This window comes from Sporosarcina sp. E16_3 (assembly GCF_017347125.1).
GTDB lineage: Bacteria > Bacillota > Bacilli > Bacillales_A > Planococcaceae > Sporosarcina.
On record NZ_JADPRX010000025.1, the window covers coordinates 26,313 to 40,963 of the forward strand.

The following is a 14,651-nucleotide window of genomic DNA, read 5'->3' on the forward strand; positions in this document are numbered from 1 at the left end:
TGATAGTAATGAATTTAGTAGAGACTATGAAAGAACGCATTTTGATTGGTGATGGAGCAATGGGAACTCTTCTCTATACACACGGTGTGGATCTATGTTTTGAGGAGCTGAACTTGACGCATCCTGAACAAGTGCTTCACATCCATCGGGCCTATATAGAGGCAGGTGCGGATATTATTCAAACGAATACGTATGGCGCCAATTATATTAAGTTAGCACGTTATGGTTTGGAGGACAGTGTAAAAAAAATAAATAAAGCAGCAGTCCAAATTGCCAAAAAAGCCGCTGGTAAAGATACGTTCATCCTAGGGACTATCGGGGGTATTCATGGGTCTCGAACATCCATTGGTACCGAGGAGGAAATCAAGCGCAGCTTTAGGGAACAATTGTATTGCCTACTTCTAGAAGGAGTGGATGGCCTACTTTTAGAAACTTATTACGATTTTGATGAATTAACAACGGTGCTGAAAATTGCACGTGAGGAGACAGATATCCCAATTATTACGAACGTTTCGATGCATGAAGCTGGGGTACTTCAAAATGGGTTGGAGCTAGCGGATGCTTTGCAACAGTTGGAAGATCTAGGCGCGGATATCGTTGGTGTCAACTGCCGCCTCGGTCCCCATCATATGCTTGAATCTTTAGAAACGGTTCCATTAATGAAGCGTGCATTACTCTCAGTGTATCCAAATGCTAGTTATCCAGGATATAAGGATGGGAAATTGTTTTATGAAAATGAGCCTGAATATTTTGAGAAATTAGCAATGAATTTTCGAAAAGAAGGGGTCAGTTTAATAGGTGGATGTTGTGGTACGACGCCAGAACATATTCGTGCACTTGTGAAGGGACTTACAAATCGTGAACCGATTCAAGAGAAATTTATTGAAAAGAAGGAAGCGGAAATAGGGATTGTAGAGTCACCGTCAAAGGAATCGAAACTGCCAACATTGCTTGAAACAGTGAAAAAAAGGCATTCGATAATTGTTGAACTTGATGCACCCAAACATTTAAATACGAGTGAGTTCTTTAAGGGGGCGCAGGCGTTAAAGGATGCTGGTGTGGATGCCATTACATTGGCCGATAATTCATTGGCAACACCAAGAATATGTAATGCTTCAATGGCGTCACTTGTTAAACAAAATATTGGTGCAACGCCTCTTGTCCATATTACGTGTCGTGATCGCAATTTAATTGGATTGCAGTCACATCTCATGGGATTACACACATTAGGTATCACTGAGTTATTGGCAATTACGGGGGATCCTACAAAAATCGGTGAATTCCCCGGAGCAACGTCTGTATTCGATATGACATCTTTTGAATTGATCCAACTCATAAAGCAATTCAATGAAGGCATTTCCAAGTCTGGGAAGTCATTGCAACAGAAGACGTCCTTTACTGTGGCAGCGGCCTTTAATCCGAATGTGCGGCATTTAGATCGCGCCGTGGAAAGATTAGAGAAAAAAATAGAAGCTGGAGCCGACTATTTTATCACGCAGCCTATCTATAGCGCGGAGAAGATTATTGAAGTATACGAGGCGACAAAACATATTGAGACGCCAATTTACATTGGAATTATGCCGCTGACCTCGTCGCAAAACGCCGAGTTTCTACACAATGAGGTACCTGGCATTAAGTTGACGGATCAAGTACGTGCAAGAATGGCTTTGTTAGATGGGAATCGTGAGCAGTCTACGAGAGAAGGTTTAGAGGTTTCTAAGGAATTGATTGATGTGGCGCTTGAGCATTTTCATGGCATCTATTTAATCACTCCCTTTATGCGCTATGACATGACTGTACAGTTGACGGAATATATACACGGTAAAGTGGACGCGATTGTAGCAAGGGAGGTGATTCAAACCAAGAGTGTCGTGTATTAAAATGGATTGAAAAAATAAAATAAAAAATAAAGGGGCTAACATACAATGGTAAAAGTACAAAGTTCAATTAGTGGGTATCCAAGAATTGGTGGAAAACGTGAATGGAAAAGGGCGTTGGAAAGTTTTTGGAATGGGGCAACTTCAGAAGAACAGCTACTAAAAACAACAGAAACGCTTCGGTTAGAAAGTTTACAGAAGCAAAAAGAATTCGGTATCGATCTTATTCCGGTTGGAGATTTCTCATTATATGACCATGTACTGGATACATCGATTATGTTTGGCGTCGTACCAACACGCTTTGAGTATACAGGTGGTAAAGTGCCTTTGGAAACGTATTTTGCAATTGCCCGTGGAACGAAGGATGCAGTTGCTTCAGAAATGACGAAATGGTTTAATACAAACTATCACTATATTGTTCCGGAACTAGAAGGTGTAACGCCACAACTAGTTGAAAACCGTCCTCTCGCTTTTTATAAAGAAGCAAAAGAAAAGCTGGGTATTGACGGCAAGCCCGTTATCCTAGGTCCAGTTACATATATTAAACTGGCAAAGTCTTTCGGCGAAGAGAATTTCCCTGCTTTATTGCAACAGTTTACACCGTTGTATATCGAAGTATTGAAAGAACTTGTAGAAGCAGGGGCCAAGTGGGTTCAGGTTGATGAGCCGATTCTTACAAGTAAGTTGTCGGAAGAAGATTTCCAACATGTGCAACAGGCGTACGCAGCAATCCATGAAGCGGTGCCACAATTAAAGATTATCCTACAAACGTATTTTGAAAAAGTAGCTAATTATGAAGCAGTTGTTGCGTTGCCAGTACATGGATTCGGTCTGGACTTTGTGCATGGCGATTCGCTTGAATTGTTACAGAAATATGGTTTCCCTCAAGACAAAGTACTTGCAGCGGGTGTTATTGACGGTCGAAATGTATGGCGTGCAGATCTAGATAAAAAAGTAACGCTATTAGAAGAAATCCAGTTACATGTTGATAAAAGCCGCTTGATTGTTCAACCTTCTTCTTCACTTCTTCACGTTCCTGTTAGTACGGAAACGGAAGAAAAATTGGATCCAATTATTAAAGGCGGTCTGTCATTCGCTGATCAGAAGCTTGCTGAAATTGTCCTCCTTAGTAGAGGGGTTCACGATGGAACTGAAACGATTGCAACAGGACTAGAGGAGAGCAGAAATGCACTTGCTCGTCTAAATAACTCGAAGTATCGACAAAATGTTGAAGTGAAAGAAACGATTGAAAATTTAACTGAGCAAGATGTAAATCGTTCATTGCCATTTGCGGAACGGATTATTGAACAGCAAAAACGCTTTAATTTACCTCTTCTGCCGACAACGACAATCGGGAGTTTACCGCAGACGCCAGAAGTCAGACAGACAAGATCTAAATGGCGTAAAGGTGAAATAACGAATGAGGCCTACGAGCAATTTATCAAAGATCAGATTGACAAGTGGATTGAAATTCAAGAAGACATTGGCATTGACGTTTTGGTTCATGGGGAATTTGAACGAACAGATATGGTTGAATACTTTGGTGAAAAGTTCGAAGGGTTTGCAGTATCACAGTTTGGCTGGGTTCAGTCATATGGTTCGCGTTGCGTCAAGCCGCCACTCATTTTAGGTGATGTTGCGTTTAGTGAACCAATTACTGTGAAAGAAAGTGTCTATGCCCAAACGTTAACGACGAAGCCAGTAAAAGGCATGCTGACGGGTCCTGTAACGATTTTAAATTGGTCGTTTGTACGGGATGACATTCCACGTTTCGACGTATTGAACCAAATTGCATTTGCACTGCGTAAAGAGATTGAAGAGCTTGAAAAGAACGGTATCCGCATGATTCAAGTAGATGAGCCTGCACTTCGGGAAGGTTTACCGTTAGATCTAGAAAAACGTGAAAGCTATTTGGATGCTGCTGTCTATGCATTCAAACTGGCAACTTCTTCTGTTGAAAATGATACGCAAATCCATACACATATGTGTTACTCGGAATTTAGCGGCATTATCAAATCGATTAGCGCATTGGATGCTGATGTTATTTCAATTGAAACGTCAAGAAGTCATGGCGAAATTATCGCTGCATTTGAGAACAATACGTATGATAAAGAAATTGGCCTGGGTGTTTATGACATCCACAGCCCACGTGTTCCAAGTAAGGAAGAAATGAAACAAAATATTAATCGTGCACTCAAAACCATTAATCCGAAACAATTTTGGATTAACCCAGATTGCGGCTTGAAAACAAGAAAAGAAGAAGAGACGATTGGCGCTTTGAAGATAATGGTAGAGGCGGCGAAAGAAGTTAGGGAAAGTCAGTTGGCTGTACTTAAGAGTTAATTATTTTAAGTTAGCCTTAAAAGTAAAAGAGGCATCTCCCCGTGGATCAATGGCGGTGGAGATGCCTTTTTATTGTGTATGTGGGATATTTGGCCTGTAAATTATTGATATGATCGGTCATGCAGGAGAACGTTACGGGATTAGGTCACGTTTTTATTATTCTAATCTGCCATAGTATCTTTTAGTATACTATGTCACTCTGAAGTGCGTACTTCCCCCTGGGTGTTGGTGGTGTATAATTAAATTAGAAACAGAGTTACAAATTATTAATATAGAGGAGTTTTAAATCATGGCAATTAAAGTTAAAGCAATTATCGGAAGTACTAGTTCAACTTCATTTAACCTGAAACTAGTTGAACATATGAGAAGTCGTTATGCAGGTCAATTAGACATCACACCTGTCTTTATCAATGATCTTGAAATGTTTTCAATTGATATAGAAAGTAACCCATCTGCAAATGTAGTGGATTTTAAAAATAATGTAAAAGATACAGACGCTGTATTATTTGCAGTTCCTGAATATAACTTCTCTATTCCAGGCGCATTGAAAAATGCAATCGACTGGCTATCACGTGGTGGCGATTTTACACTTAAAAACAAGCCTGGTTTCATAGTAGGATCTTCTATGGGAGCATTCGGAAGTATCCGTGCGCAACTTCACTTAAGAGAAATTTTGTCAAACCCGGCATTAGCACCTGTCTTACTGACGGGTAACGAAGTATACATCGGTTCGGTTCATGAGAAAATGAACGAAGCTGGCGAACTTACTGATAAAGCTACAATCGATTTCTTGGATTCAGTTGTATTTAACTTTATTGAGTTCTACAACAAAACGAATGCTACAGTTAAAGCTTAAGAAATCTACGGATAAATCAAAAACAGACATTCTCTTGAAGAGTGTCTGTTTTTGATTTATCCATTATAATGCGTCGTTGGTATTCTGACTATTTCTTTTCTTTTCAATATGTGTAACATGACTGGTGCCCCATTCGTGCATAATGGCTAAGATAGGCTGTAGGCTTTTTCCGTACTCAGAGATAGAGTACTCAACTTTCGGGGGAACCTGTGGATAGATGACTCTGTTAATAATATCTTCATCTTCCAATTCCCTTAATTGTTTGGTTAACATTTTTTGAGTAATCCCCGGCATCAATCTTTTTAATTCACTAAACCTTTGTGTTCCTTCAGTAATTAAATGCAGTAAAATAATTGGTTTCCATTTACCTACTAAGATCCCTAGAGCTTCGTCAACTTTACATAGTTCAGGCTGTATCCCCATAATAACCTCCTTTAGTATCTTTTTGTATACTATAGCACTTTGTGGTGCGTACTTCACACTTTGGCGAATTTAATTCATAATAACATATATAGGAATCAGTTACTATTTGAAATGAAGATGCCCTTCAAATCAGCTTCGGCTACTCCTGTAAGGCGCCTTCGTTCAACTTTCACATGTATTCATATGTTCAATATATACAATCGAAAACAGAAGGAGGAAGTTAACGTGAATAATAAACAAGTTTTTTCAAGAGGAATCAGAAGTGTAAGGGACGTCGTTTATCAGCAACAATCGCCAACTCATAAAGTAGGATTGGTAATTGAACCAGGAAACTGGCAAGACGCTGATCCATTTCTTTTGATGGCTGAAGACTTTTTCGTGCTCGGAACATTTGGCATGCATCCGCATCGTGGTATTGAAACCGTTACGTACGTGATTGATGGAAAGCTAGAGCACTTTGACAATAAAACTGGGGGAGGGGAACTACACCCCGGAGACGTCCAATGGATGACGGCAGGTAAAGGAATCATTCATACAGAGGACCCGGCTGTCGGGGAAACGGTTCAATCGCTGCAATTGTGGGTCAATCTTCCAAGCGATAAAAAAATGTCGGAACCACGTTATCAGAACATGCGTGCACAAGATATGCCGGTCCGTTATGAAGATGGCGCTACGATACGTGTTTTTTCCGGTTCTTCGCAAGGTGTTACGGCTGACACGAAAAATCACGTACCTGTTTCGATGGTCGAATTGATTGTTGAACCCGGCACGACTGTCACACAGGACCTTCCTGGCAGTTACAATGGATTTCTTTATATAATAGAAGGAACAGGGACATTCGGCAGTGAAGGCGCGGAGGGGAAGAAGGGCCAGGTTCTCTGGTTGGACCGTGGAACAGATGGCGAAAAGACTGAAGTAAAGATTCACGCAGAAGAGAAACTGCATATCATGTTATATGCAGGCCAGCCTGTCGGAGAAAAAGTAGTAGCACGTGGTCCGTTTGTGATGAATTCAGAAGAAGAGATTGTGCAGGCCTATAAAGATTACAGAGATGGTAGATTTGAGTGAACATGTACGATTCAATTTCATGCAGAATCACAAAGTATGAAATATTCTAACAGATTTGATATGCTTTTAAGTGAAATAAGAAAATGGGAGTTGCTGATATGGGAAGTAAGATAGAACAAGTAGCGCGTTTTAAAGAAGCAATGGGGAATTATCCAACGGGAGTCACTGTCGTTACAGCATTTGATGCAGATAAAAAACCGATGGGGCTAACGGTCAATTCATTTGCATCCGTATCATTAGAGCCTTTACTTATATTGTGGTCCATCGACAAAAGAGTATCTACCTATAGTGACTTTCTAGATGCTGAAAAGTTTTCTGTAAATATTTTAGCGGCAGATCAAGGCGAATTATGTACGTTATTCTCTAGCAGGGTTGCCGATCGATTTAGCCAATGCGATTGGAAAGAGTCAGATTTAAATCTACCAGTTCTGTCAAATTCGCTTGCGGTTTTACAATGCAAAACGTTTCAACAAATTGATGCTGGGGATCATACGATATTCATAGGCGAAGTGTTAGATATTCAGAATGAAAGTAAAGAACCGCTGCTGTATCACCGAAGAACTATAGGTGCAATTCCAGAAGGTTTTTATAGCGAATAATAGCTTTGAAAAGTTCGACATAGAAAGGCCTGGCATCAGTATACACTGATGCCAGGCCTTTTTAAAAAGAAAAGTATAAGTTTTTTTACTAAGAATAGTGTCTAGCTCCAGGCGCCAGCCGCTCGGAGGCCCACAGGATGTGGGTCACGTAGCCATTGCCGCAGGACGCGGCGTACTTCGGCTAGGTTCCTTGAAAGCAATCCAGTAGGAAGAATTGAACTACATCCTTCCCGGGCAAAAAGCGCCACTCCATACCTGCAAGGATGCAGGTATGGAGTCGATGCGACAGGACGTCGCGATCTTAGACTGCCTTCCAATCGACTTATGCCTGTCGCGGGCCTACAGGATGTAGGTCATGCAGCTGTTGCCACAGGAAGTGGCGCACTTATGCTGCGTTCCTTTTAGGTGCCTTCCGGTTTTCGTAGATTATAGACTTGTAGTTACTGTCACCGTTTGCTCCCGGGCTATTTGTAGGGCTTGATCAAAATCGGCAATTAAGTCATCGACATGTTCGAGCCCGACAGAAAAGCGTAACAGACCTTCAGTAATGCCGCGTTTCTCCCGTTGTTCTTTAGGCATGGCAGCATGGGACATCGTTGCGGGATAGGAAAGAATTGATTCAACACCGCCTAAACTGACTGCGAAAATAGGAATCTGGACGTTTTCAACAAATGCCTTTGCTGTCTCTCTGTTAGGCAAGCGGAAAGACAAGACAGCGCCTGGATTTGTCGACTGTTTCGCGTGGATTGCGTGTCCTGGGTGACTTGCTAACCCTGGATAAAACACTTCTTCCACTAAAGTGTGGTCGTTCAAGTATGAGGCTATTTTCTGTGCCGATTCAGATGACTGTGTTAAACGGGCACCTAACGTTTTGATACCTTGAATTAACGCGTAAGAATCCTGCGCGCCTAGAATTGAGCCGAAAGAGTTTTGAATGAATGCCAAACGATTGCCAAGTTCTTCACCCTTTGTAACTGCCAATCCGGCAATGATATCGCTATGCCCCGATAAGAACTTGGTAGCACTATGAACAACGATATCAACACCAAGATCCAGTGGACGTTGGTAAAGTGGAGACATAAAGGTGTTGTCGAGAAATGTCAGACAGTCATTCGCTTTTGCAAGTTCAACAATCGCTTCAATATCCGTAATGCCTAAACGAGGGTTGGATGGTGTTTCGATATAGATTACTTTTGTGTTCGGACGAATTGCACGTGCGGTTTCCTCGACATTGGCTAGATCTACAAAGGTGTGGTCGATACCGAATTTAGGCAATACCTCGGTTACGAATCGGTATGTTCCGCCATAGACATCTTCGGTCACAACGATATGGTCGCCTGAAGAAAGAAGCATAAATGTGGCCGAGATGGCAGCCATTCCGGAAGCAAAGGCTAATCCACGCGCGCCGCCTTCCATTGAGGCAATTGTTTTTTCCAGCGCATCTCTCGTTGGATTGCCCGAACGGCTATAATCATAAGGCCCAAATGCATCAAAGCTTTCCTGATGAAACGTAGAGGATAAGTAAATAGGAACGTTGACAGCACCTGTTTTTTGCTCGTAATCCCCACGTGTCGATGCATGGATGAGGGTTGTTTCCAATCGCTCTTTATTCAAACTCATCGTTGAAGCACCCCACTATTCAAAGTTGCAAATACTTGCTTCAAATCTGCGATCAAATCTTCAGCTTCTTCCACTCCGACAGAAAAACGTAAAAGTCGGTCGCAGACGCCACGTCGTATCCGTTCTTCGCGCGGGATGTCCGCGTGGGTTTGCGTTGCTGGATAAGTGATGAAACTTTCGACTCCACCTAGACTTTCCGCAAATGTGATGAGCTGTAGATTTTCAAGGAATGGTCCGACCAAATCACTATCGTTTAGCCGAAATGACAGCATGCCACCTTTTCCTGGATAGAGAACGTCCGTAACAAGTGGTTCATCCTCCAAATAATTGACAAGTATTTTCGCGTTTTCATCATGCTGCTTCATTCTCAAATGCAGTGTTTTCAGCCCCCTGATGATTAGCCATGAATCGGAAGGGGAGAGGACCGCACCGATAGCATTATGGTTAGCGGCTAGTTGTTCACATAGTTTTTCACCTTTTGCAACGACAAGTCCCGCGAGGACATCGTTATGTCCTCCGATATATTTCGTTGCGCTGTGCATGACGATGTCAGCACCAAGTTCAATCGGTCTCTGGAAATAAGGTGTTAAGAATGTATTGTCAACAATCAATAGTAAATCGTGCTTCCGAGCAAGTTCTGCGTACAGGCGAATATCAAATTCTTGCATGAGTGGATTGGTCGGTGTTTCGATGAAGAGCGCTTTTGTCTTTGGCGTTATTAACTTCTCGGTTTCATTTACATCGGTGAAATTCGTATACGTTGTACCGATTGAATAAACGTCGGAATACTGTTCGAGCAAGCGATATGTGCCACCGTAAATATCTTCTGGAACAATCAATTCATCCCCAGGGCGGAAAAGCGTTAGAATAAGCTGAATCGCCGCCATACCAGAACTGCACGCATAACCCGCATCGCCGCCCTCTAAGTTTGCAATTCCATCTTCCAATATGGAACGGGTTGGATTTTTTGTCCGCGTGTAATCGTAGCCGGTGGATTGACCGAGCCCCTTATGTTTGTACGCTGTTGATAAATAAATCGGCGGGTTAACCGCGCCAGTCTTCGGATCGCTGTTATTTCCTAATTGCACCAGAATTGTCTCTAAACTTCGTTTTGTCATTGTAGTCACCCTTTTCTTTTTGATTAAAAAAAGGGACCCTCTATAAGAAGAGGGTCCCCGAAATATCGTAGACTATCTTCTTATCTTCTAGGGAAATGGACACCTAAGGGAATTAGCACCGTACCTGAAAAGGCTGGTTGCTGAGACGTCAAAGGGCCCTTCCCTCGGTCTCTCTTGATAAGAATTAAATTATTGAATTATGTGAAAAGAACAATTTCTATAATTTTATCATGACATGGAAAATAAAACAAGAGTGAATTGTCAAAATCTATCTTTCGGTGGTTGCATCCGTTGATTGAATAGCTTGGATACAGTCCGCACCTACGAAAATGGACCAATTATCAAACCAGGAAGTTGAACCAAGGCCAACGTCTTCAAGAGTTTTTATGGCATTACGTTCAGCCACACGTAACCCTCAGTAAAGTTATGGTGATCAATATATCCAAAGCGAGCCGAAAACGAACAAGTGGAAATGGATACTTTCACGCTTTTCTTACAAGTACTTTATGTATTAAAATAGGTAATTCACAGACTTAGTCTATTGTAATACTAAAAAAAGAATTGTGTTATATTGTTAATCAATGATTCTTCTTGGAAGTCGTCCGATTTGATTTAATGAAACTTATTAGTTATCAAGAACCTATATGTATGAACTGTGGGTGATGAAATGCCGAACTGTAATAGTTGTGGCCGCAAATGGAATTGGAAGAATGCGTTCATCAAGTACCTTAGGTTCAACAGGGGAGTTGAATGTCCGTACTGTGGTGAAAAACAGTATGTAACCCCTAAATCTAGAAAACGCACTGGTTTGATATCCATTGCGCCTACATTGACGCTTATCCCAGCAGTACAATTTGAAATCCATTGGACAATTGTAATTTCAATCTTGAGTGTAACCGCTGTTTTAGTTATGTTCCTTTCTCTATATATGATTGAATTAACGAATAAAGATAAACCACTTTGGTGAAAAAAAGGGGGCCACTTACAAGTAGGACATGGGATTTCCGAATCCGTTCTATTTAATCACGTTATTCAAAAAAGAAAACTGGGCAAGAGCCAAAAAAATATTGGAACCTATATAGGTTCCGATATTGAATATAGCAATGGAGGTGCAGATCAATGGAGAAGAACAGTGAAAAAAACGTGTATTGGACATCGCTTAATCACTCGCAATGGAATATGTATATAGCGGCTACAACAGAGGGGCTTTGCTATATAGGTACCCCGAACGCACCATTCGAAGAACTAGAAGCGTGGGTGAACAAACGGCTTCCGAGTCATACTCTGACGGAGGAAGCGGACATTCTGAAGCCGCACACTGTCGAGTTGGTCGATTATTTGAAAGAGCAGCGCCGGAATTTCTTATTGCCAATCGATCTTCATGGTACTCCTTTTCAACAAATTGTTTGGAAGGCATTGCAAGAAATTCCGTACGGACGGACTGTATCCTATTCGGACATTGCCGAACGGATTGAAAAACCGAATGCGGTCCGAGCCGTCGGAACCGCTATCGGCGCCAATCCGGTCTTGATTATTGTTCCTTGCCATCGCGTTATTGCAAAAAGTGGTAAGTTGGGCGGTTTTCGGGCCGGCTTGGAGATGAAAGAGCAGCTTCTAGAACTGGAAAGATAGCGTTTCGATAGAAAAAAAGACAAGGGAGATGTAATTAATCTCACCTTGTCTTTTTGCTTTTTAGAATAGATGTGGGATGCGCCGATTCTTTATTCGTTACATCAAGTATATCAAGTAGGAAAACAAAAACGGGAATACCGATAATGAGTCCCCATACGCCAAAGAAGTTTTGCGAGAAAATGAGCACGATAAACGTGTAGAAAACGGGTAAATCTGTTTTTGAAGACATTAGTTTCGGATTTAAAATATAGGCTTCAATGCCATGAATAATCATGACTGCAATAATCACGTAGACAACTTTCAGGAATCCTCCGATTGTAAAAGCAATTATCGTCAGTGGAACAAGTGAAATGATGACACCAGCAACAGGAATGAGCCCTAAAAAGAAAATCATAATTGCCAACCCGATTATTTGTGGGAATCCGAGTATGAGCAATACGATCACGGACAAGATTGTATTAACAATCGCAATAATAAATTGGGCTTCAATCACTTTTCCAAACGTCCGTGTGAACTTTTTGCCAAAGAACTCAATTTCGAAGTAAAAAGGAGCAATCTTACTATCTTTAAACTTGTTTGTAAACTCTATTAAACGTGGTTTTTCTAGTAAGAAAAATAAGCTTAATACTAGGGCAAGTAGTACTTGAATACTCGTTTTACTAATATCAGAGAAATACTTTAACAAGAAAGAAAAACCATTTTCCAAGTAGGCCGCAATTTGATTGCTAGAAATGACGGATTCTAAGTAGCTGAGCAGTACATTGTCATGAGGTTCGGAAAAGAAGTTTGTAATCCTTATAATAATTTGACTGATTTCCATTGTGATTAGAGGTAAATACTTTACAACGCCAACTGTCAGTAAGCCCACAATCACTGTGTACAGCAGAATGACCAGTAGCTTGCGCTTTAAATGTACACGTTTGATCGTAAACTCAATAAGCCGATCCAATAAAAAAGCGAAAATGAAGGTAAGCAAAATAATATTCATCATACTTTTGACACTGTATAGAATTAAAATAATTAAAGCAAAAATTAGTATACGCCGTGGTCCCTTTTTCTCGAAAATATCTAATAACCCACCCATATACCTAGCTCCTCCATAAATAACTAAAAGTGAAAACAAGAAATGAGACCATTCATTGTTAGTATTGCTACGATTTGTAGAGATTACAAGATAGAAATGCTTTTTTATAAAATAACTTGCGAACAAATATGCAAGCGCTAGCCGTGAAAAAAGGAGTAATAAACCGTAAAAGGTCATAACTCCTCAGCTTATGTTTAATTATATGATAGATATTGTAATAAATGAAGTTTGAAACATACTTTAATTGATAGGAACTGCTACCCAATGCCCATCAGAAACCTCGATTAACTCAGATTGTGATAGCTGATATTTGTCCTCCTCGATTTGTTCTTCCATAAGCGTTCGTTTTTTCTTCGATTCTATTTTCGGATCAGGAATAGGAATCGCTGAAAGTAGCGATTTTGTATAGGGATGCTGAGGATTGGAATACAGTTCCTCGCTTTCGGCAAGCTCAACTATTTTCCCTGCATACATAACGGCAACCCGGTCACTGATGTGTTTAACCATGGACAAGTCGTGCGCGATGAACAAATAGGTTAGTCCGAGACGATGCTGAAGATCTTCCAGTAATTCCACGATTTGCGACTGGATAGAAACATCTAGTGCCGATAAAGGTTCGTCGCAAACGATGAAGTCAGGTTCTACGGCAAGTGCGCGTGCAATACCGATTCTTTGGCGCTGTCCCCCGGAAAATTCATGTGGGTAGCGCATTGCATGGGACGGTTCGAGCCCAACCATAACAAGTAATTCTTCAACCCTCATTTTTCGTTCCTCTTTATTTTTACTCAACCGATGGATGTCTAATGCCTGACCGATAATATCAAGCACTTTGAAACGCGGATTAAGTGAAGAATACGGATCTTGGAAGATCATTTGCATATGACGCCGCATCGTTTTCATTTCATTTTTCGAAAGTCGGTTGATGGCCATCCCTTGATACAAAACATCACCGTCCGTTGGTTCATGAAGACGTAAAATGGCGCGGCCGGTTGTCGACTTACCTGACCCTGACTCACCAACAAGTCCGAGCGTCTCTCCGGGTTTTATATGGAAGCTGATATTATCCACGGCCTTCACTACATTGCCTTTCCCAACGTCGAAATGCTGCTTCAGTGATTTCACCTCTAGCAGAGGTTTCCCTCTTTCTATACCAATAGTACGTAAAGGAGTGCGTTTTGGCTTCTTTTTCTCGTCAAGGCGTGGAAGTGCGTTGAGCAGTTTCTTCGTATAGGAATGTTTAGGATTATCAAAAATTTCTTCCGTCGTTCCGGTCTCCACAATTTCACCGTCTTTCATGACGACGACGCGATCGCACATGCCGGCAACAACGCCTAGGTCATGGGTAATCAGTATGATGGAGGTTCCAAAACGTTCCTGCATATCTTTCATCAAATTTAAGATTTGGGCTTGTATTGTCACATCAAGTGCAGTCGTCGGTTCATCCGCAATTAGTAGTGTCGGACGGCAGGCGAGTGCAATCGCAATCATGACGCGCTGCCGCATTCCACCTGAAAACTCGTGTGGATATTGGCTGAAACGCGCTTCGCTATCACGTATACCTACAAGTTTCAGCAGTTCAATGGTACGGTTTTTCGCATCTCTTTTAGATAAGTTCTGATGTTTGATTAAACTTTCAGCTATTTGCTTACCGATTTGGATTGTTGGATTTAACGAAGTCATCGGATCTTGAAAAATCATGCTTATATCGCGACCACGGATACTCTCCATCTCTTTTTCCGTTTTATGCACGAGATTTTCACCTTGAAATTCAATCTCTCCATCTTTTAGATAAGAAGGGGGAGAGGGGAGGAGGCGCATGATTGAGCGGGCTGTTACGCTTTTTCCACTTCCTGATTCACCTACAATTCCAAGCGTCTCACCTTTCTTCACTTCAAAACTCACACCACGGACTGCTTCAAATTCCTTGTCGTGACCCAGAAACGAGACGCGTAGATCACTTACCTTTAAAACTGTTTCCAATAAAAACACCTGCCTATTATCTGAAATTATATTTAGTTGAAAATTACATTG

At 41.3% G+C, this 14,651-nt stretch carries 13 protein-coding genes and 1 riboswitch; of the genes, 7 read left to right on the forward strand and 6 right to left on the reverse strand.

The features are described from left to right. Positions 1–8: 8 nt before the first annotated feature. The 3 genes from I2483_RS14120 (at position 9) to I2483_RS14130 (ending at position 5,076) form a co-directional block, all read left to right on the forward strand. Positions 9–1,880 (forward strand): bifunctional homocysteine S-methyltransferase/methylenetetrahydrofolate reductase, encoded by a 1,872-nt coding sequence (locus tag I2483_RS14120; protein WP_207277773.1) that lies wholly within the window; start codon positions 9–11, stop codon positions 1,878–1,880. 45 nt (positions 1,881–1,925) lie between these two features. Next, positions 1,926–4,220: a 5-methyltetrahydropteroyltriglutamate--homocysteine S-methyltransferase gene (gene metE / locus I2483_RS14125; RefSeq protein WP_207277774.1), complete on the forward strand. Its 2,295-nt coding sequence runs from the start codon at positions 1,926–1,928 to the stop codon at positions 4,218–4,220. Between the two features lie 289 nt (positions 4,221–4,509). Next, positions 4,510–5,076, forward strand: coding sequence for an NADPH-dependent FMN reductase (locus I2483_RS14130; protein ID WP_207277775.1), 567 nt, complete (start codon positions 4,510–4,512; stop codon positions 5,074–5,076). A gap of 63 nt (positions 5,077–5,139) precedes the next feature. Here I2483_RS14130 and I2483_RS14135 read toward each other — a convergent pair whose 3' ends face one another. Beyond that, the gene (locus I2483_RS14135; RefSeq protein WP_186673252.1) at positions 5,140–5,499 is read right to left on the reverse strand and encodes a winged helix-turn-helix transcriptional regulator; all 360 of its coding nucleotides are present in this window, start codon (positions 5,497–5,499) and stop codon (positions 5,140–5,142) included. Positions 5,500–5,724: 225 nt separating this feature from the next. On the opposite strand from I2483_RS14135, the gene I2483_RS14140 reads away from it, so the two are divergent. Together I2483_RS14140 and I2483_RS14145 are read left to right on the forward strand one after the other, a co-directional pair. Continuing rightward, on the forward strand, positions 5,725–6,567 hold the full coding sequence (locus I2483_RS14140) for a pirin family protein (RefSeq protein WP_346267731.1): 843 nt from the start codon (positions 5,725–5,727) through the stop codon (positions 6,565–6,567). A 98-nt stretch (positions 6,568–6,665) separates the two neighbouring features. Next, positions 6,666–7,166: a flavin reductase family protein gene (locus I2483_RS14145; RefSeq protein WP_255485867.1), complete on the forward strand. Its 501-nt coding sequence runs from the start codon at positions 6,666–6,668 to the stop codon at positions 7,164–7,166. Between the two features lie 426 nt (positions 7,167–7,592). Here I2483_RS14145 and metC read toward each other — a convergent pair whose 3' ends face one another. From metC to I2483_RS14160, 3 genes are all read right to left on the reverse strand, one after another. Next, complete coding sequence (metC, locus tag I2483_RS14150; RefSeq protein WP_207277777.1) at positions 7,593–8,786, reverse strand: cystathionine beta-lyase; 1,194 nt, start codon at positions 8,784–8,786, stop codon at positions 7,593–7,595. Beyond that, the gene (locus tag I2483_RS14155) at positions 8,783–9,904 is read right to left on the reverse strand and encodes a methionine biosynthesis PLP-dependent protein (protein ID WP_207277778.1); all 1,122 of its coding nucleotides are present in this window, start codon (positions 9,902–9,904) and stop codon (positions 8,783–8,785) included. Before I2483_RS14155 ends, metC begins: the two co-directional genes overlap by 4 nt. 77 nt (positions 9,905–9,981) lie before the next feature. After that, positions 9,982–10,088: riboswitch (SAM riboswitch) on the reverse strand. Between the two features lie 84 nt (positions 10,089–10,172). Beyond that, positions 10,173–10,310 carry a hypothetical protein gene (locus tag I2483_RS14160; RefSeq protein WP_207277779.1) on the reverse strand — a complete coding sequence of 46 codons (138 nt, stop codon included), beginning with the start codon at positions 10,308–10,310 and terminating at the stop codon, positions 10,173–10,175. 261 nt (positions 10,311–10,571) lie between these two features. Between I2483_RS14160 and I2483_RS14165 the strand changes: the two genes are divergently transcribed. Both I2483_RS14165 and I2483_RS14170 read left to right on the forward strand, forming a co-directional pair. Further along, a complete protein-coding gene (locus I2483_RS14165; protein ID WP_207277780.1) occupies positions 10,572–10,871 on the forward strand; it encodes a TIGR04104 family putative zinc finger protein in 300 nt (99 codons plus the stop codon). Positions 10,872–11,023: 152 nt separating this feature from the next. Beyond that, positions 11,024–11,536, forward strand: a complete 513-nt coding sequence (locus tag I2483_RS14170) for a methylated-DNA--[protein]-cysteine S-methyltransferase (RefSeq protein WP_207277781.1) — start codon at positions 11,024–11,026, stop codon at positions 11,534–11,536. Positions 11,537–11,576: 40 nt separating this feature from the next. On the opposite strand, the gene I2483_RS14175 is transcribed toward I2483_RS14170, so the two are convergent. Both I2483_RS14175 and I2483_RS14180 read right to left on the reverse strand, forming a co-directional pair. Continuing rightward, a complete protein-coding gene (locus tag I2483_RS14175; RefSeq protein WP_207277782.1) occupies positions 11,577–12,620 on the reverse strand; it encodes an AI-2E family transporter in 1,044 nt (347 codons plus the stop codon). Between the two features lie 240 nt (positions 12,621–12,860). Next, a complete protein-coding gene (locus tag I2483_RS14180; RefSeq protein WP_207277783.1) occupies positions 12,861–14,600 on the reverse strand; it encodes an ABC transporter ATP-binding protein in 1,740 nt (579 codons plus the stop codon). Positions 14,601–14,651: the final 51 nt, after the last annotated feature.